General features: G+C 68.1%; 14 protein-coding genes. 1 reads left to right on the forward strand and 13 read right to left on the reverse strand.

What is annotated here, in order from left to right:
* Nucleotides 1-18: 18 nt before the first annotated feature.
* The 3 genes from ACSQ9I_RS15380 to ACSQ9I_RS15390 form a co-directional block, all read right to left on the reverse strand.
* A complete protein-coding gene (locus ACSQ9I_RS15380; protein ID WP_436313679.1) occupies nucleotides 19-2,544 on the reverse strand; it encodes a hypothetical protein in 2,526 nt (841 codons plus the stop codon).
* 147 nt (nucleotides 2,545-2,691) lie between these two features.
* Complete coding sequence (locus ACSQ9I_RS15385; RefSeq protein WP_436313680.1) at nucleotides 2,692-4,296, reverse strand: MFS transporter; 1,605 nt, start codon at nucleotides 4,294-4,296, stop codon at nucleotides 2,692-2,694.
* Nucleotides 4,293-5,681 (reverse strand): FAD-containing oxidoreductase, encoded by a 1,389-nt coding sequence (locus ACSQ9I_RS15390; RefSeq protein ID WP_436313681.1) that lies wholly within the window; start codon nucleotides 5,679-5,681, stop codon nucleotides 4,293-4,295. Before ACSQ9I_RS15390 ends, ACSQ9I_RS15385 begins: the two co-directional genes overlap by 4 nt.
* Before the next feature lie 69 nt (nucleotides 5,682-5,750).
* Here ACSQ9I_RS15390 and ACSQ9I_RS15395 point away from each other — a divergent pair, with 69 nt between their 5' ends.
* Nucleotides 5,751-7,172, forward strand: a complete 1,422-nt coding sequence (locus tag ACSQ9I_RS15395; protein WP_436313682.1) for a PLP-dependent aminotransferase family protein — start codon at nucleotides 5,751-5,753, stop codon at nucleotides 7,170-7,172.
* Between the two features lie 16 nt (nucleotides 7,173-7,188).
* Here ACSQ9I_RS15395 and ACSQ9I_RS15400 read toward each other — a convergent pair whose 3' ends face one another.
* The 10 genes from ACSQ9I_RS15400 to ACSQ9I_RS15445 all read right to left on the reverse strand — a co-directional run bounded on the left by ACSQ9I_RS15400 (nucleotide 7,189) and on the right by ACSQ9I_RS15445 (nucleotide 17,203).
* Entirely contained in the window at nucleotides 7,189-8,622 is a 1,434-nt protein-coding gene (locus ACSQ9I_RS15400) for an MFS transporter (RefSeq protein ID WP_436313683.1), read from the reverse strand.
* Nucleotides 8,609-9,814 (reverse strand): multidrug effflux MFS transporter, encoded by a 1,206-nt coding sequence (locus tag ACSQ9I_RS15405; RefSeq protein ID WP_436313684.1) that lies wholly within the window; start codon nucleotides 9,812-9,814, stop codon nucleotides 8,609-8,611. The genes ACSQ9I_RS15400 and ACSQ9I_RS15405 overlap by 14 nt, the downstream gene beginning before the upstream one ends.
* A 74-nt stretch (nucleotides 9,815-9,888) precedes the next feature.
* On the reverse strand, nucleotides 9,889-10,839 hold the full coding sequence (locus ACSQ9I_RS15410; RefSeq protein WP_436313685.1) for a glycosyltransferase family 2 protein: 951 nt from the start codon (nucleotides 10,837-10,839) through the stop codon (nucleotides 9,889-9,891).
* Nucleotides 10,833-11,999: a DegT/DnrJ/EryC1/StrS family aminotransferase gene (locus ACSQ9I_RS15415; RefSeq protein WP_436313686.1), complete on the reverse strand. Its 1,167-nt coding sequence runs from the start codon at nucleotides 11,997-11,999 to the stop codon at nucleotides 10,833-10,835. The genes ACSQ9I_RS15410 and ACSQ9I_RS15415 overlap by 7 nt, the downstream gene beginning before the upstream one ends.
* Before the next feature lie 153 nt (nucleotides 12,000-12,152).
* Nucleotides 12,153-12,695 (reverse strand): methylated-DNA--[protein]-cysteine S-methyltransferase, encoded by a 543-nt coding sequence (locus tag ACSQ9I_RS15420; RefSeq protein WP_093110063.1) that lies wholly within the window; start codon nucleotides 12,693-12,695, stop codon nucleotides 12,153-12,155.
* A gap of 1 nt (nucleotide 12,696) precedes the next feature.
* A complete protein-coding gene (locus ACSQ9I_RS15425) occupies nucleotides 12,697-13,299 on the reverse strand; it encodes a PqiC family protein (protein WP_436313687.1) in 603 nt (200 codons plus the stop codon).
* Nucleotides 13,296-14,927 carry an intermembrane transport protein PqiB gene (locus tag ACSQ9I_RS15430; protein WP_436313688.1) on the reverse strand — a complete coding sequence of 544 codons (1,632 nt, stop codon included), beginning with the start codon at nucleotides 14,925-14,927 and terminating at the stop codon, nucleotides 13,296-13,298. The genes ACSQ9I_RS15425 and ACSQ9I_RS15430 overlap by 4 nt, the downstream gene beginning before the upstream one ends.
* A 61-nt stretch (nucleotides 14,928-14,988) precedes the next feature.
* Nucleotides 14,989-15,666, reverse strand: coding sequence for a paraquat-inducible protein A (locus tag ACSQ9I_RS15435; protein WP_436313689.1), 678 nt, complete (start codon nucleotides 15,664-15,666; stop codon nucleotides 14,989-14,991).
* Nucleotides 15,663-16,286, reverse strand: a complete 624-nt coding sequence (locus ACSQ9I_RS15440; protein ID WP_436313690.1) for a paraquat-inducible protein A — start codon at nucleotides 16,284-16,286, stop codon at nucleotides 15,663-15,665. The genes ACSQ9I_RS15435 and ACSQ9I_RS15440 overlap by 4 nt, the downstream gene beginning before the upstream one ends.
* The gene (locus ACSQ9I_RS15445; protein ID WP_436313691.1) at nucleotides 16,283-17,203 is read right to left on the reverse strand and encodes a LysR family transcriptional regulator; all 921 of its coding nucleotides are present in this window, start codon (nucleotides 17,201-17,203) and stop codon (nucleotides 16,283-16,285) included. Before ACSQ9I_RS15445 ends, ACSQ9I_RS15440 begins: the two co-directional genes overlap by 4 nt.
* Between the last annotated feature and the right edge of the window lie 317 nt (nucleotides 17,204-17,520).

Below are 17,520 nucleotides of genomic sequence, written 5' to 3' on the forward strand. Positions count from 1 at the left end.
CCTCGGCGCAGGTGATGTTCAGAAAGTCTTGAGGAAGGCGATCAGCGCGCGCTTGTCGTCGTCGCCGAGCTCCGGCTCGCGGCCGAAAGCCTTTTCGTCCTCGCTCAAGCCCTCTTGCCGGTTGAACTGCGCGGTGCCGAAATAGTGGCCGCGGTTGACCACGAAGTCGGGGCACTTGCTCAGCTCCATCATTGGGCCGCGCAGGCTGGCGAAGTGTTCGCGCAGCTGCTCGTCGGAGGCGCCGTCCGGCGCGCTCTTGAGTGCGAGCTTGAGCTTGATCAGCAGCTCGCCCACGTCGCGCACATGCGAGGCCTTTTCGCCGAAGCCATCGCCCTCCGCACGCAGCTTGAGGTTGGCCAGCAAGGCCACCGGAACACCCTTCGGAATCGGCCCGAGCACGATGTCGCCGTCCTGCTCGACCAGCCACGGGAACCAGCGATGCAGCCGGCCCTGCAGGGGCTGCATCGCCTCGGGCACGAAGCCGATCGGCACGGTCACGGTGCTGCGCTCGGTGGTGCGGTCGATGAAGCCGACCGCCTTGCCGCCGAGTTCCGAATCGCGCTCGCGCTTCTCGGGCCACAGCATCTGTTCGATGGAGGCCTCGAACACCTTCAGGCGAGCCTCGACCGAAGGACTGCTGTCGAAGGGACCGACCGTGTTGTTCAGCAGGAAGGGCGCGGTCGACCAGGCGCTGATCAGCGAGGGCACGCGGGTGTAGCCGCGCCCGCCGCCCGGCATGGCGTAGGGCCGCAGCTCGCCGGTGAATGGATCGTGCAGCGTGACGGTGCCGACCGAGGGCAGGCTCTTGTAGGTCTGCGAGGAGAAGTTGTCCCAGATGTTGCCCTTGATCGCGTTGGTCGCGAGCGGACTGCAGATATTGGTGCGCAGCAGGGTCACCGGAACGCGGGCTTCGGTGGAAAGGTAGTTGTCTTTCAGGAAGTCCGGCGCCTGGACGATCTTGCGCATCTGCGCCTTGTAGTCGTCGGTCTGGGTCCAGGTCCAGTAGCGCTTGAAGCAATCGACGTAGCCGGGTCCGGCGCATTTCCCGGCCGTGAGCTCGAGCGTGGGCGGCGGCAACGGCGCCTTGCTCGAATGGCAGCGCGCGCAGGTGTCGGCGAAGGCCACCTTGCCACGCTCCAGCGTGGTCTCGCCGGCGGCGAGGTACTTGTCTCCGCCTGGCGCGTCCTTCAGGCGATCGGGCTTCGCCCCCTTCAGGAAGAACAGCGCCGTGTTCGGCGTGCCCGCCTCGGTCGCCTGCCAGTAGCTCGAATTCTTCTGCGCGGTGACGATCGGGATCGGGCTGATCGTCTTGCCGCCGACCACCGGATTGAAGTGCAGCAGCCACTCTTCGCTGAACAGGCCGATGTTGAGATAGACCCGGTTGAGCGCGCCCAGCAGGCCCACCGAATCGGCGCCGTCCTTCAGCACATGGGGCGTGCGAACCGTGGCCTCGGACTTGTTGAAGAATTCGGTCAGCGGGCCGCTCGGCACATAGTCGTTGAACTGCTTGTTGTCGAGCTCGCCGCCGTCGATCTTTTCCTGCCCGATGCGCTTGGCTATCTCCAGGCGCGCGACGAAGTCGTAGACCGCGTTCATGGTGCGCGGGTTGTTGATGCTGTCGGTGGAAACCAGCGAGGTGTCCATGGTGCCCTGCCGGTAGGTGTGGGCCAGCTGGTACATGTAATTCTTGCGGCCCTCGGGCTTGTTGGCGTTGTAGATGAAGAGCCGGTCCACCCACATGTACTGGGCGCCGACGGAAGAACTGAGGTTCTCGAACTTCGGGTTGTTCGGATCGGCCGGCGGCTTCACCGGGCTGGGCCCGATGTGGCAGAAGCCGCAGGACATGCCCACGCGGTAGGGCCGCACCAGATCCTTGCGGTTGTAGTAGTTCGGGTCGGTGTAGTACTTCTCGGCGTCCCATTCCTTGGCCGCCTTCTCGTCGAAGGCCGGGTTGGGAAAGAGGCGCAGGCCGGCAATGCCGGTGCCCCAGCCGTAGAAGGAGCCCACCGGCTGGGTGCTGCCGTCGCCGAGAGGCTTGCCGCGCGAACCGATTTTCACGCCCGGGTACTTGCTCTCGTTCTCGAAGGGGTCGGGCGCGCAGTCCTTGCTGCGCATGTCAAGCCACAGGCCGCGGCGGTTCTTGTCGGGGCCGGTGGCAGGCTGGAAACAGGGCTCGTTGACCAGGCCGAAATATTCCCAGCGGCTGGCGCGCGAGTAGCCGAGGCTCGGATGGGTGCTGACCACCTTCAGCAGGTCGAAGGCACCGAAGGTGTAGTCGGTCATCAGGGTCCAGAAGCGGTCGTTGCCGCCGCTCCAGACCAGCCACATGTTGCGCCCCTTCTCCTCCTCGGGCGAGAGCGCGATGCCGCCGTCCATGTCGCGGAAGTAAGGCTCCGAGGCATGCGGGAACGAGGCCGCATCGCGGCCGGCTTGCTTCGCCTCATCGAACACCTCACCGGGCCGCGGCGCGTCAGAACATGCCGCGAGAAGCATGCAGGCAACAAGCGGCAACAACTTCGCGGCGTCCCAGCAACTTTGGATCATTGCCATTCCTCCTGCGTCCGACAACGTCGGTGAATGGGCAAACACGAGGCGCAGTGTCGATGCGGGGTAGTGCTTTGCCTATCGGCCATGCGCGCTAACGCAAAGGACGTAGGCCGAGGCCGATGGAAGACGCCGCGCGCTAACCCGCTATCGGGATGCAGAGGCGGGAACAGCCGCGCGATCGGGGTCGCGGCCGATCATCATCCAGGCGCTCAGTGCGCTCAGCAGCGCCAGGCCGGCGCTGAGCAGCATGACCCATCGGAACCCGGCCACGAAGGATTCCGCGACCGCCTTCTTGAGCGCCGCCGCAGCGGCCGCGTCGATGCCCGGCGGCATCTCTGCGCCGGCGAGCCTGCTGCGCTGGTCTTCGAAGAAGGCGCGGGTCTCCGCCGACGCGCCCGCTTCGCGCAGGCCCTGGGCCAGCATCGCATCGAAGGCCCAGGCCATCACCACGCCGAAAACCGCGATCGCGAGCACCGCGGCCGCGCGCGACACCGCGTTGTTGACGCCCGAGGCGATGCCCGCCGAATCCGGCCCGACCGCGTTCATCACCGTGGTGGTGAGCGGCGCGACCGTGATCGTCATGCCGAAGCCGAGCACCACCACGGCCGGAAGAAAGGCGGTCCAGTAGTTGGCGCCGACGCCCGGCACCGCGAACAGCGCAAAGCCCGCCGCCGCGATGGCCGGGCCCACCACCAGCGGCAGCCGCGGGCCGAAGCGGTCCACCAGTTGCCCGGCCCAGCCCGAGAGCGCGAACATGATCAGGATGAAGGGCAGGAGCGCCGCGCCGGCCACCGTGGCCGAGTAGCCCTGCACCTGGATCAGGTTGAGCGGAAAGAAGTAGAGCCCGCCGCCCAGCGCCGCATAGAGCAGCAGCGTCAGCAGGTTGGCGCCGCCGAAATTGCCGATGCGCAGGAGCGAAAGCGGCAGCATCGGCGATCGGACACGGCCTTCGACCACCACGAAGGCCGCGCTCGTCGCAATGCCCGCGGCCAGCGCCGCCAGCACGGCGGGCGAGTTCCAGCCCTGCGTGGGCGCTTCGATGAACGCATAGACGATGCCGCCGAGCGCGACGGTGGCGAGTGCTGCACCCCAGAAATCCAGCTCGCCATCGGCAGCGCTGCCGCGGCTTTCCGGGACATGACGCCATACGATCAGGAGCACCGCGATGGCCATCGGCACATTGACGAGAAAGGCCCAGATCCACGAGTAGTGGTCGACCAGGAATCCGCCGAGCACGGGCCCAACCGCGGCCGTGATGCCGCTGAAACCCGACCAGGTGCCGATCGCACGCCCGCGCTCCTTCTCGGGAAAGGAGGCGCTGATCAGCGCCAGGCTGCCAGGCACCAGCAGGGCGCCGCCGATGCCCTGCACGGCGCGCGCGAGGATGAGCTGCTGCACGCTGCCCGCGAGCGCGCAGCCCACCGAGGCCAGCGCGAAGATCACGACGCCGAGGGCAAAGATGCGCCGCCGTCCGAAGCGGTCGCCGAGCGCGCCGCCCGCCAGCAGCAGCGCGGCGAGGAAGAGCGCATAGGACTCCACCACCCACTGGGCCTGGAAGGCCGTGGCGCGCAGATCGTTCTGGATCGCGGGCAGCGCCACGTTCACCACCGTGCCGTCGATGAAGGCCATGCTCGATCCGACGATCGCCGCGGCCAGCACCCAGGGCTTGGAGGCCTTCGGGCACGGCACCGCTTCGCAGCCGTGCCGGATCAGCGTGTCGTCGCCCGGCGGCTTGCCGATCTGCGTCATGAGGCGAGCGCTCCCAGAGGCTCCAGCTTGCCCAGCAGCGTGGGAATGAATTCCGAGACGGTCGGATGGATGTGCATCGCCCGCTGGAGCACGGTGTACGGTGCGCCGGCGACCATCACGTCGAGGATCGAGTGGATGACTTCGTCGCCCTCGATGCCGAGGATCGCGGCGCCGAGGATCTTCTGACTCGAAGCGTCCACCAGGACCTTCATGAAGCCCTGCGTTTCGCTGCGCTCCTTCGCGCGGCCGACACGGCTCATCGGCATCCTGGCAACGAGCGCACGGCGTCCGTCCTGCATGACGTCGCGCTCGGTCATGCCGGCCCGGCCCAGGGGCGGATCGATGTACAGCGCATAGGCGGTCACCCGATCGGAGACGCGGCGGCGGTCCTTGTCGAGCAGGTTGGCCGCCACGATCTCGTAGTCGTTGTACGAGGTGTGGGTGAAGGCGCCGCGGCCGTTGACGTCACCCAGCGCCCAGATGCCCGGCACGCTGGTGCGCAGCTCTTCGTCGACCGTGATGTAGCCGCGCGCATCCGTCTTCACGCCCGCCTGGTCGAGGCCGAGATCGTCGGTGTTCGGCCGGCGTCCGACCGCGAGCAGCAGGTGCGAGCCCTCGATCTCGTGCGGGTCGTCCTGGCAGTCGAGTCCGACGCCGATGCCGCGGCCGCGCCGCGCCAAGGTGATGCACTTGGCGTTGAGCCGGACCTCGATGCCCTCGCCTTCGAGAATCTCCCGGATCGCCGCCGACACCTCCTCGTCCTCGCGCGAGATCAGCCGCGGGCCCATCTCGACGACGGTGACGCGGGCGCCGAAGCGCCGGTACATCTGGGCGAACTCCAGGCCGATGTAGCTGCCGCCGACCACCACCAGGTGCTCGGGCAAGGTGTCGAGCTCGAGCATGGCGCCGTTCGTGAGATGGTCGACCTCGCCCAGGCCGGGAAGGTCCGGCACATGTGCCCGCGTGCCGACGTCGATGAAGATCTCGCCGGCCTCGAGCTGCGCGTCGCCGACCCGGACCGTGCGCGGGCCTTCGAAGCGCGCATGTCCCTGGTAGACCGTGAGATTCGGCGTGCCCTTGAGCCATTGCTCCACACCCTGGTTGGAGGCCCGCACCACGGCGTCCTTGCGTGCCTTGACGCGCGCCATGTCGACGCGCAAGCCCTCGACCATCACGCCGAAGTCGGCCGCGCGGCGCGCCAGGTAAGCGACCCGCGCGCTCGCGATCAAGGTCTTGGTGGGGATGCAGCCGGTGTTGACGCAGGTGCCGCCGAACAGCTTGCGCTCGACGATGGCGGTCTTGCGGCCGGCCTGCGCCAGGCGCACGGCCAATGAAGGCCCGGACTGCCCGGTCCCGATCACGATGGAATCGTATCTCTCGCTCATTTGGATGCTGCTCCAATCAGGGAAACAGGACACTCAGGATAGATGCGAAATGCAGATAACCAAAGCGGCATGAAGCGCTACGAATCATTGGCCGCCGACATAGCGGACTCCATTCGCGCCGGCGTGCTGCGACCCGGCGACCGCCTGCCTTCTGTGCGCCAGGCCCGCGCCAGCCGCGGGGTGAGTTCTTCCACCGTGTTCCAGGCCTACTACCTGCTGGAGGCGCAAGGGCTCGTGCGCGCACGCGAACGCTCCGGCTACTACGTGGCCGCGGGCGCGGGACAGCGGCCTCCCGAACCCGAGGCCTCGTCGCAACCCGAGGGCGATGCGGTCTCGCTCGACGTCAGCGAGCGCGTGTTCGAGATCCTCGAATCGACCATGGTGCGCGAAGTCGTGCCGCTGGGCTCGGCCTTCCCGAGTCCCCTGCTCTTTCCGCTGCAGCGGCTGGGCCGGGTCATGGCCGCCAGCGCGCAGCAGCTCGACCCGTGGAGCGCGGTGGACGATCTCACGCCCGGCAATGCGCGCCTGCGCCGGCAGATCGCGCGGCGCTACCTGGCGGACGGCGTGCACGTTCCCATGGACGAGATCGTCATCACCAACGGCGCGCTCGAAGCCCTCAACCTGTGCCTGCAGGCCGCGACGCGCCCGGGCGACGCGGTGCTGATCGAATCGCCGACCTTCTATGCCGCGCTGCAGGCGCTGGAACGCAACGGGCTGGAGGCCATAGAGGTCCCAACCCATCCGCGCGAAGGCATCGAGCTCGACGCGCTGGAGCGCGCGATCCTGCGCCATCGGCCCAAGGCCTGCTGGCTGATGACCGGCTTCCAGAACCCGCTGGGGAGCCTGATGCCGGATGCGAAGAAGAAGGCGCTGGTCGAACTGCTGGCGCGCCACGAGGTGCTCCTGATCGAGGACGACGTCTACGGCGAGCTCTACTTCGGCGACAAGCGGCCGCCGCCGGCGAAGGCCTTCGACACGCAGGGCATCGTCATGCACTGCTCGTCGTTCTCCAAATGCCTGGCGCCGGGCTGGCGCATCGGCTGGGCCGCACCGGGGCGCCTGGCACGCGCGGTCGCCCGCCTGAAGCTGGGCACTTCGCTCAGCACCTCCGCACCGGCGCAGGCCGCGCTGGCCAGCTACCTCGAAAAAGGCGGCTACGACAAGCACCTGCGCAAGCTGCGCCGCACGCTGGCCGACCAGCAGGCCGCCTACGCCCAGGCCATCGCGCAGCACTTTCCGTCCGGCACCCGCGCCACGCGCCCGGCGGGTGGCTATTTCCTCTGGATCGAGATGCCGCCCGAGGTCGACGCGCTGGCAGTCCACCGCGAGGCGCTCGCGCAAGGCATCAGCATTGCGCCGGGACCGATCTTCTCGGCCCAGCGCGCTTTCGCGAACTGCCTGCGTCTCAACTACGGGCATCCATGGGATGCGCCCAGCGAGCAGGCGGTGGCAACGCTGGGGCGCATCGTCACGGCCGCTGCGCGGCGCTGAAGCAAGGGAGCGCCGCTCAGGCGTGGCGGGCGCTGGGTTCGCGCGTGCGCAACGCGCTGCACACCGCCGCCACCGCCGCGCAACAGGCGGCCAGCCCCAGCGCGATCACCTGGCCCTTGCCGTCGTGCGGCCCCCAGACGCTGAAGATGGCGGCCAGCATCACGGCGCCCAGGGTCTGGCCCGTAAGCCGCGCCGTGCCCAGCATGCCGCTCGCGGCGCCGCTGCGATGCGCGGGCGACGAGGTCACGATGGTGTGGTTGTTGGGCGACTGGAACAGGCCGAAGCCCAGGCCGCACAGCGCCATGCGCCAGACGATGTCGGCATTGCCTGGCTGTGCGGGCAGCGCCGCGAGCAAGGTCAGGCCGACGGCGAGCAGGCCGAGGCCGATGCCGCCCAGCAGGCCGTCGGGATAGCGGCCGATCAACCGGCCCGCGATCGGCGCCATCACCACGATCGCCAGCGGCCAGGCGGTGATCAGCAGGCCGGCCTCCACATGCGAGCGCCCGTAGGTGTCGAGCAGCAGGAAGGGCAGCGCGATGAAGGACAGCATCTGCGCGCAGAAGGCAGCCACCGAGGTGCCCATCGACAACGCGAACACCGGGATGCGCAGCAGGTCGACCGGAAACAGCGGCACGGCCAGCGCGCGCTGGCGCCGCAGGTAGACGAAGCCCACCGCCGCGCCCGCCAGCAGCAGCGCCCAGGCGATGGGCTGCGCGCCCTGCCCTGCGTCGCTGCTGCGCACGCCGAGCCGGTCGGCGCCGATGAAGATGAGCGAAAACATCAGCACGTTGAGCGCCACGTCGACGAACGAGAAGCGCGCGCCGGCCGCGGCCGCCACGCGATTGGCCGGCAGTGCGCGGCAACCCAGCGCCAGCACCAGCGCACCCAGCGGCACATTGAGCGCGAACAGCCAGGGCCAGGAAGCCACCGACAGGATCGCGGCCGCCACCGAGGGCCCCGCCACCGACGCGGTTGCCACCACCATCGAGTTGATCGCCATGCCGCGGCCGAGCTGCGCCCTGGGATAGATCAGCCGCACCAGCGCCGCATTGACGCTCATGATGCCGGCGGCGCCCAGCCCCTGCACCGCGCGCGCCGCAATCAGCGTCGCGAGCGAATCGGCCAGCACGGCGCCGAGCGAGGCAAAGGCAAACAGCGCCATGCCCACCAGGTAGACGCGCCGGTAGCCCACCAGGTCGCCGAGCGAGGCCAGCGGCAGCAGCATCACCAGCGTGGCGATCTGGTAGGCGTTGACCACCCAGATCGCATGCGCCGGATCGGCATGGAGCTCGCGCGCGATCCCGGGCAGTGCGAGGTTGACGATGGTGCCGTCGAGCACCGCGACCGCGATGCCGAGAATGATCACCAGCATCGCGTGCCGGCGCTGCGGCAGCGGCAGGCCGTCGAGCACGGGTGTTGGCGTGCCGGTCACCGGCTCAGCGCGCTGCATAAGGCGCCGGTTGCCGACCGCCGAGCGTGAACCATGTCAACACCACCGAGATCAGCGCACCGGCGGCCATGCCCGTCACCATCGGCAAGGGCCGGCCGTCGGTGAACAGGCCGATCACCGCCATCACCACCGCGCCGGTCAGCATCTGCAGCGTGCCCAGCAGGGCCGATGCGGTGCCGGCGATCGCGCCGTGCTTCTCGAGCGCCAGCACCGAGGTGGTGGGAATGACCAAGCCCATGAAGCCGCTGGCAACGAAGTACAGCACGATCAGCACCGCCAGGCGGTCGCCGCCGGCCAGGTAGTAGGCGAACATCGCCGCCATCACGAGCCCGCAGGCGCTCACGCTGGCCTTGACCACGCGCACGATGCCGAAATGCTCGCACAGCGCGCCGTTGAGCTGCGCGGCACCGAAGAACGCAGCGGCGTTGATGCCGAAGGCCAGGCTGTAGAGCGTCGGCGAAAGGCCGTAGTGGTCGATCATCACGAAGGAGGAGTTGGCCAGGTAGGTGAAGAAACCGGCCATCGCGAAGGCGCCGATGAAGACCAGGCCGAGGTAGTGCGCGTCACGCATCAGCACACCGTAGGCGCGAAGCGCACTGCCCAGGCTGCTTTCCACCCGCTCTTCGGCCGGCCGCGTTTCCTTCAGCATCACGCTCATCATTGCGAGGCCGGCCACGGCGGCCAGCATCACGGCCCAGAACACGCCGCGCCAGCCGGCGAAGGCGATCACGCCGCTGCCGGCCAGCGGCGCCAGGATCGGCGACACGCTGAACACCAGCATCAGCAAGGACATCAGCCGCGCCGCATCGTTGCCGGTGTGCAGATCGCGCACCACCGCGCGCGGAATCGCCATGCCGGCCGCGGCGCCCAGGCCCTGCACGAAGCGCAGCGCAATCAGGGTCTGGATATCGGTCGCGAGCGCGCAGCCGATGCTGGCCAGCGCGAACAGCCCGAGCCCGAAGTACAGCGGCGGCTTGCGTCCCACCATGTCCGACACCGGCCCGTACAGCAGTTGCCCGACGCCGAGCGAGATGAAGAAGGCCGTCAGGCTCATCTGCACCGGGCCGATGCCGGCACCGAGGCTCGCGCCGATCTCCGGCAGCGCGGGCAGGTACATGTCGATCGCGAACGGGCCGATGGCCGACAAGAGGCCCAGCACGAGCGCGATCTTGAAGAAGCGCGATGAAGTCATGCGCTCATTGTCTCCAAGGAGGCAATGGGCGTTGCGCAGCACGATGCCGCGCGCTGTGCTAGCGATGGCGCCGCTCAGGTCTTGTAGTGCAGCGCCCAGAGCCAGAGCGGCCGCGGCGTCAGCAGCATCGAGAGCACCAGGCCCGAACGAAGGGAAAATCTCTCCCGCCAGGGAACATCGGGCGAAAGGAAGGCTCGCCATGCGTTCATGCGTTCGCCATCCCGCGCATAGCGCACGGCCACCACCAGCATGTACCGGTTGAAGCGCTTGCGTTTCGCGGCTTCCATTTCGGGGGGCACGCGCAACTCGCGCGCCAGCTCGTAGGCCCGGTGAGCGTCGACGCCGCGCCCGGCGCTCGTGACGGATCCGGCCTGCACCCGGTAGCAGGACACGGTTTGCCCAATGAAGCGCGCCCAGCCGCCGCTGTTGGCCAGACGCACCGAAAAGGCCCAGTCCCCCACGTTGCCGTCGCGTTCGCCGCGCATGTATTGCAGATAGGTCGCCCTCTCCACCAGGAAGGCATCGGGGGGGATGGATTCCGTCAGGCACCACTCCCACACCGGCCGCGTCGCGCCCGCACCCTGTCTGTCGAACCACTGGTCGCTGGCGGCGGATCGCTCGGGGTCGACCACGCCCGCCGCGTCCATGATCAGGTGCGTGCCGAACCACAGCTTCACGCGCGGATCGGTCTCGCTGGCGCAGGCATTCGCCAGCAGGCTCAGTGCACCGGGACAAAGCTGGTCGTCGTTGTGCAGGAAAAGCAGATGGTCGAACTTCGCCCGCGAAGCCAGGAACCATTGGTTGGGGTAGGTCCCCTTGGACGGCTCGCTCGGCAGATATTCGATGAGCTCCGCCAGGCCGCTCGCAGCGATGACCGCCTGGTTGCTTGCCCAGTAGGAACGCGGACTGTCGTCGCCGATGATGATCTCGCCGATCAGCGAGCGGTCCTGCTGCGCGATGCTGCCCAGCGCCTCATTCAACTGTTCCGGCCGCGCGTAGGCCGGGATGAGGATGGAGATCAACACGGCGCAGCCGATGCCAGCGCTGCATGCTGCTCCAGAATCAGCCGCACCGCGGAGATCACGTCGCCGACGTCCTGATCGCTCAGCTTGGCCGAGATCGGCAGCGAGACGGTCCGCCTGCCCACGCGCGTGGCATGCGGCGTGTCCTCGGGCCGCCAGCGGAAGCTTTGCTGATAGTAAGGATGCTCGGTCAGCGCCAGGTAGTGCACGCCGACGCCGATGCCCTGCGCCGTCATGGCGTTGAGGAAGTCGTCGCGCGAGATGCCGCAACGCGCCGCGTCGATCTGCACGTTGAAAAGATGGTGCGCGTGGCGCGTGTCCGGCGCCGGCTTCGGGGGCAGTGCCAGCGGAAGGTCCGCCAGTTCGTCGCCGTAGCGCTTCCAGATGGCCTTGCGCCGCTGCCAGTAGGCCTCGACGCGCGCCAACTGCTTGAGGCCGATCGCCGCCTGCAGGTCCATCATGTTGTATTTGAACCCGGCTTCGACGACGTAGTAGTGCTTGTAGCCCTCGTCGCCGAAGCGCTTCCACGCGTCCTTGCTCATTCCGTGCAGGCCGAGCACCTTGATGCGGGCGGCGTCCTCCTCCTTGCGCGCCAGGACCATGCCGCCCTCGCCGGTGACGACGTTCTTGGTCACGTAGAACGAGAAGCAGCCGAAGTCGCCGATCGTGCCGACGTTCTGGCCGTGGTACTGCGTTTCGATGGCATGCGCGCAGTCCTCGATGACCTTGAGTTCATACTGCCGCGCCAGCGACATCAGCTCGTCCATTTCGCAGGGCCGCCCTGCAAAATGAACCGGCACGATGGCTCGCGTGCGCTTGCTCAACTTGGCGCGCACCTGCGCCGGATCGATGTTCAGCGTGTCGGGATCGATGTCGGCCAGCACCGGCGTCGCTCCGGTGTGGATGATGGCATTGGCCGTTGCGCAGAAAGTCAGCGGCGTGGTGATGACCTCGTCGCCCGGCCCGACGCCGGAGGCCAGCAAGGAAAGATGCAGGGCGGCGGAGCAGGAGTTCAGCGCAACGGCATGCGCGGCGCCGCGGTACAGGCCGAACTCATGCTCGAACTGCGCCACCCGCGGACCTGTGCCGAGCCAGCCCGATCGCAAGACCGCCTCGACCTCCAGAATCTCGTCCTCTTCGATCTTCGGGGAACCGAAGACCAAGAAATTGTCCTTGCTTCGTATCGGCATCGAGTCCCCCGCTTACGCGGACAAATGCTTCTGCTCTTGAGTCGAACACTAGTACGAAATGTCGCACCCTTAACAGTATGTGATGTCGGACAACTGCTCGCCTTGCCATGGCAGTTGCGCGGTATTTCAGAACAAGGACGCGGTATCGCTCTGCGGCCTTGCGCCTTCGATCATCAGCATCTTGAGCTTCGCCGTCGCGCCGCCGTGCGCCGAGAAACCGCCGGGCTTTCCGCCGGCGGCGAGCACGCGATGGCAGGGCACCACCGGCGCGAAAGGGTTGTGGCCCAGCGCCTGGCCGACGGCGCGCGCCAGGCCCTTGTCGCCGAGCTCGGCGGCGATCTCGCCGTAGCTGCGCGTGCAGCCCGGCACGATGCGGCGTGCGATCTCGTAGACGCGGCGATGGAAGTCGGAGACGCCCTCGTAGTCGAGCACGATCTCCGCCAGGTCCAGCGGCTCGCCCGCCATCAGGGCGCGAATCGAGGCCGTCGCCCTCAGCACTTCGGGCGGCGGCTCGGTCTCGTTCAACTGCGCAAAACGCCGCAGCATGCGCGCTCGCGTCGCGCCCTCCCCGGCCTCGGGCAACTGCACGCCGACGATGCCGCGCGGACCCCAGGCGATGCCGCAGGCGCCGATGGCAGTGTCGAACAGTGCGAAACCGGTGTCGTTCATCTCAGCTCGCGCAGGCGTTGACCGTCACGCTGCGTGCGATGGCGTCGGCCAGCTTCGCCGTAGTGCGCTGGGCGCCGCGTGCCAGCGCATCGATGCCGCCACCCTCGACCGGCTCCGACAGCGAGAGCTGGCAAGCGAGCGACGGTCCTTGATCGCCGCGGCGCACGGTCCAGCTGAAGCCGGCATCGACGCGGCTGCCTTGCACCGCATCGAATTGCCGCAACTGCACCGCGATGCGCGTCACGGCCTGGCCGCGCGGCGATCCGCTCTTCGTTGCATCGACAGCGCCGAGGCGGCCCGCGATGCCGCTGCTCAAGGCGTCGCGCAGTTCGTTCTCGAATGAGGAGGACCAGCGGTGCTCTTCGAGGATGTCGACCTGCGGCCCGTCGATGGCGGCCTTCTGCCGTACCACCAGCTGCGGGCGCGCGAAGCGCTCGGGCATGGCCACCGGCGCGAGCTCGACGAAGGCAGGCGCCGCGCCCGACGCGGGCATCGCGCCCGGCGTCGCATCGGCCAGGCTGTAGTACTGCGGCGCGGTGCTGGCGCAGCCCGCCAGCAGCACGGCAGCGAGCAAGGCCGCCGCCCGGGTGTTTGTCGTTCTCATTTCTTCTTGTCCTCCGGCTTGCCGCGAATCAGCGATTCGGGGTGGCGTTCCAGGTAGTCGGTCAGGATGCGCAGCGACCCGGCCGCGCGCGTGACTTCCTGCAGCGTCTGGCGCATGTCCTGCTGCAGCGGCGAATCGTCGGCCAGCGTCTTGTCGGCGGCGTTGAGCGTCTTGCGCACATCCTTCATGGCGGCCGTCATCTCGGGTGCGACATCGTTGTTCAGCCGGCCTGCAAGCTGCTCGGCGCTGCCGAGCGTTTTGTTGAGCGTAGCCAGAGTCTTGCGCAGATCGGCGCCGATCTCTTCGAAGGGCACCTTGTTGAGCTTGCTCGCGATCTCGCCGATCTGCGCCTGGATCTCATCCAGGCTGTTGGGCACCGTCGGCATCTCGATCGGGTTCTGGTTGATGTCGATCTTCACCGGCGGCGCCTTCGGGAAGAAGTCGAGCGCCACGTACACCTGGCCCGTGAGCAGGTTGCCCGTGCGAAGCTGCGCCCGCAGCCCCTTGTTGACCAGAAGGCGCAGGCGCTCCGTCTGCGCGTAACGCGACTCGTCCGGCTCGTTGCCCGCGCCGCGGCGCAGGCGATCGGGGTAGACCTGGATCAGCACCGGCATCTTGAACTGGTTCTCCTGCCGATCGAACTCGACGCCGATGGATTTGACCTCGCCGATCTCCACGCCGCGGAAATCGACCACCGCGCCCGGCGAAAGGCCGCGCAGCGACTGGTTGAAGTACAAGAGCAGCGTCTGCGAGGGCCCGTCCGGTGCCTTCATCGCCGCGGTTTCGTCGGCGGCCAGCGTGAACGCGGCGTTCTCCTGCGCCGCCGGGCCCATCGCATCGTCGGGCGCCTGGAAGGCGATGCCGCCCAGCAGCACGGTGGCCAGCGACTGGGTGCGCAGCTTGACGCCGCTCGCGCTCAGCTCCACGTCGAAGCCGCTCGCATGCCAGAAGCGCGTGTTGACGCCGACGAGCTTGTCGTAGGGCGCATTGACGAACACGCGCAGCGTAACGCCGCGGCCGTCGCCGTCGAGCTCGTAGGCCGCGAGCTGGCCCACCTTGATGCGCCTGAAATACACCGGCGAGCCGATGTCGAGCGAGCCCACGTCGCGGGCGCGCAGCAGGTACTGCCGCCCCGAGGCATCGCGCGTGACGATCGGCGGCACCTCGAGTCCGCTGAACTCGCCGGCCGTCTCTTTCGAGCTGCCGGCGTCGGCACCGATGTAGGCGCCCGACAGCAAGGTGCCGAGGCCCGAGATGCCCGAGGTGTCGAGCCGCGGCCGCACCACCCAGAAGCGCGTGTCCTCGGCGGTGAAGCTCTTGGCCTCTTTCGTGAGCTGCACCAGCACGCGCACATGCGAGCGGTCGCCGGCCAGCCGAATGGTCTGCACCGTGCCGATCTGCACGTCCTTGTACTTGACCGCGGTCTTGCCGGCCTCCAGTCCCTCGGCGGTCTTGAAGGTGAGCACCACTTCGGGCCCGCGATCGAGCAGGATGCGCGCGACCAGCGCGATGCCGACCAGCGCCGCCACGATGGGAATCAGCCAGATCAGCGAGGGCAGCCAGTTGCGGCGCTTCACGACGACCGGTTCGGCCAGCGAGGGCGCCGACGTCTTGTCTTCATCGCTCATTGGAGTACCTTCGTGCTTCGCACTGCGGTGCGAGCTTGCTTGGAGCGGCCCGGCGCAGCGCTCATGCGGTTCTTTCGTGTCTTGCGTGCATGTCGTGTGCGGGCTCCGTTTCGTTCATGACGTCCTCGCTGTCCCAGGTGAGGCGCGGATCGAAGCTCAGCGAGGCCAGCATCGTCAGCACCACCACCGCGCCGAAGGCGGCGATGCCGACGCCGGCGGTGATTTCGGCGAAGCCCTGGATGCGCACCAGGCCGGCCAAGAGCGACACCACGAAGACGTCGAGCATCGACCAGCGGCCGATCACCTCGAGGATGCGATAGAGCCGCGCGCGTTCGAGTTGCCCGGCGGGGCGGTGCCGCTGGGCCATGTAAGCCAGCAGCATCAGCGCGGTCAGCTTGAACAGCGGCACCAGGAAGCTGGCGATGAAGATGATCGCCGCCAGCCCGTAGGCGCCGGAGACCCAGAAGTAGATCACGCCGCTCAGGATGGTGTCGTACTGCGTGCCCAGCAAACTCTTGGTGATCATCACCGGCAGCAGGTTGGCCGGCACGTACATGATGCAGGCCGCGATCAGCAAGGCCCAGGTGCACTGGATGCTGTGAGGCTTGCGGCGATGCAGATGCGTGCCGCAGCGCCCGCAGGCTTCGCTCTCCGCGGCGCCCTGCCAGACTGTGCCGCAGTGGTGGCAGCTCAAGAGCCCGAGCTGCGCCGCCGTCCTGATCGGCGCCGTTGCCGTCATGCCTTCTGCCCCGGCCGCGGCTCGAAGGCCATTTCCCAGAAGGTGCGCGGGTTGAAGGACAGCACCGCCGTCAGCAGCACCGTGAGGCCGATGAAGGCCCACAGCGCCGGTCCGGCCACCACCTGCGCCAGGCTCGAGAGCTTGACGATGGCCACCAGCACGCCGAGCAGAAAGACCTCGATCATTCCCCACGGCCTGAGCGACTGCAGGATCCGCACCAGCACGCCGAAGCCGGCCGGTCGCCGCTCGCGCGCCATCGGCACCAGCAAATAGAACAGGATGCACAGCTGCAGCAAGGGAAAGAGGATGGTGGTGGCCAGCACCAGCAGCGCCACCACCGACATGCCCTCGGTGCTGAGGACGATCACCGCGCCGGCCAGCGTAGTTTCGCTGCCGAGGCCGCGCAATTCGATCTCGACGATCGGAAACAGGTTGGCGATCGCGAACAGGATCAGGCTCGCCACTGTGAGCGGCAGCACGCGCGCGCCCTGGTCGCCCGCATGCCGGTCGAGCTCGGTACCGCAGCGGGCGCAATGCGAGACTTCGCGCGGGCGCAGCGGCGTGCGGCGGTAGACCGCGTCGCAGCCCTCGCAGACGATGGCGTCGGGAACTTCCTTCATGGTCGTGAACGGCTATTGTCCGCGAGCCGCGCCGACAGGTAGTCGAGCACGGCGCGCACCCGCGCCGGCAGCCGGCCGGGCTTGCCGAGGTAGACGGCATGCACCGGCGTCATGTCGCGCGGATTGAATTCCTCCAGCACCGGCACCAGGCGGCCGGCGTCGATGTCGGGCTGGATGTGATAGAGCGAGAGTCGGGCCAGCCCGACGCCTTCCAGCACCAGCCGGCGCAGTGTTTCTCCATCGCCGGCACGCACCGAGCCCACGACCGGCATGTCGAGCGGGCGCCCGTCGACCACGAGCGGCCAGTCGGGCGCGCTGCGGTGGTAGCTGGAGCCGATGCGGTTGTGCGCTTCCAGCTCCTGCGGCGTGCGCGGCGTGCCGTAGCGTTCCAGGTACGCGGGCGAAGCGACGATGGCCTGCCCCGTGTCGAAGAGATGGCGCGCCACCAGGTCGGAGGGCGGCAACGGACCCCAGCGGATCGCGATGTCGGTGCGCTCGTCCATCAGGTCGACCACGCGATCGGTCAGCACGATGTCCAGCGTCACCTGCGGATGCAGTTCGAGAAAGCGCGGCACCAGCGGCATCAGCAGGCGGTGGCCGAAGGAGATGCTGGCGTTGATGCGCACCCGCCCGCGCGGCGCGGCGCCGGCCGCGGCGCAGCGCTCGGCCTCGTCCATGTCGGCCAGGACGCGGACGCTGCGCTCGTAGAAGTTCTGGCCCTCGGGCGTGAGCTGCAGCTTGCGCGTGGAGCGGTGCACCAGTTGCGTGGCCAGCCGCGCCTCCAGCCGCGCGACCAGCTTGCTGACGGCCGAAGGCGTCATGCCCAGCACGCGCGCGCCGGCCGAGAAGCTGCCGCGGTCGACCACCTGGACGAAGGCTTCCATCTCGCCGGAGCGGTTGACCTCGATGCGGGGCATGTCAGGTGCGTTCCTCTTCGAGCAGCCTCAGCCGCTCAGTTCCACTCAGCGCGGGCAGCATCGATAGCTCGCGCAGGAGACTCGCTCCAGAACCCCCTGCCGCTACCGCGCAAGCGCAAGAAACACGGGCGTGCTCGCGCCTTCATGAGTACATCAGACGAAACAATTGCTGCGTAGGGCTTTCCGTGTCGGATGAGCAAACTGGGCTCGCCTGCATGTGCGCGCGATGCGAGCTCAGGCAGGGTGTTGCAAGCCTCTTGGAGCTCAACGGTTCGATAAGGCATCTGCTCCTTTCCATACAGGCTTTGCATTATGCG

Origin of the sequence: Variovorax sp. LjRoot84, assembly GCF_964254305.1 — a bacterium.
GTDB lineage: Bacteria > Pseudomonadota > Gammaproteobacteria > Burkholderiales > Burkholderiaceae_C > Variovorax.

Excerpts from the sequence above, each read along its gene's own strand:
- ACSQ9I_RS15405 (WP_436313684.1), bottom strand. The coding sequence starts at position 9,814 with ATGACTTCATCGCGCTTCTTCAAGATCGCGCTCGTGCTGGGCCTCTTG.
- ACSQ9I_RS15400 (WP_436313683.1), bottom strand. The coding sequence starts at position 8,622 with ATGCAGCGCGCTGAGCCGGTGACCGGCACGCCAACACCCGTGCTCGAC.
- ACSQ9I_RS15395 (WP_436313682.1), top strand. The coding sequence starts at position 5,751 with ATGAAGCGCTACGAATCATTGGCCGCCGACATAGCGGACTCCATTCGC.
- ACSQ9I_RS15445 (WP_436313691.1), bottom strand. The coding sequence starts at position 17,203 with ATGCCCCGCATCGAGGTCAACCGCTCCGGCGAGATGGAAGCCTTCGTC.
- ACSQ9I_RS15430 (WP_436313688.1), bottom strand. The coding sequence starts at position 14,927 with ATGAGCGATGAAGACAAGACGTCGGCGCCCTCGCTGGCCGAACCGGTC.
- ACSQ9I_RS15425 (WP_436313687.1), bottom strand. The coding sequence starts at position 13,299 with ATGAGAACGACAAACACCCGGGCGGCGGCCTTGCTCGCTGCCGTGCTG.
- ACSQ9I_RS15440 (WP_436313690.1), bottom strand. The coding sequence starts at position 16,286 with ATGAAGGAAGTTCCCGACGCCATCGTCTGCGAGGGCTGCGACGCGGTC.
- ACSQ9I_RS15435 (WP_436313689.1), bottom strand. The coding sequence starts at position 15,666 with ATGACGGCAACGGCGCCGATCAGGACGGCGGCGCAGCTCGGGCTCTTG.
- ACSQ9I_RS15380 (WP_436313679.1), bottom strand. The coding sequence starts at position 2,544 with ATGATCCAAAGTTGCTGGGACGCCGCGAAGTTGTTGCCGCTTGTTGCC.
- ACSQ9I_RS15385 (WP_436313680.1), bottom strand. The coding sequence starts at position 4,296 with ATGACGCAGATCGGCAAGCCGCCGGGCGACGACACGCTGATCCGGCAC.
- ACSQ9I_RS15420 (WP_093110063.1), bottom strand. The coding sequence starts at position 12,695 with ATGAACGACACCGGTTTCGCACTGTTCGACACTGCCATCGGCGCCTGC.
- ACSQ9I_RS15390 (WP_436313681.1), bottom strand. The coding sequence starts at position 5,681 with ATGAGCGAGAGATACGATTCCATCGTGATCGGGACCGGGCAGTCCGGG.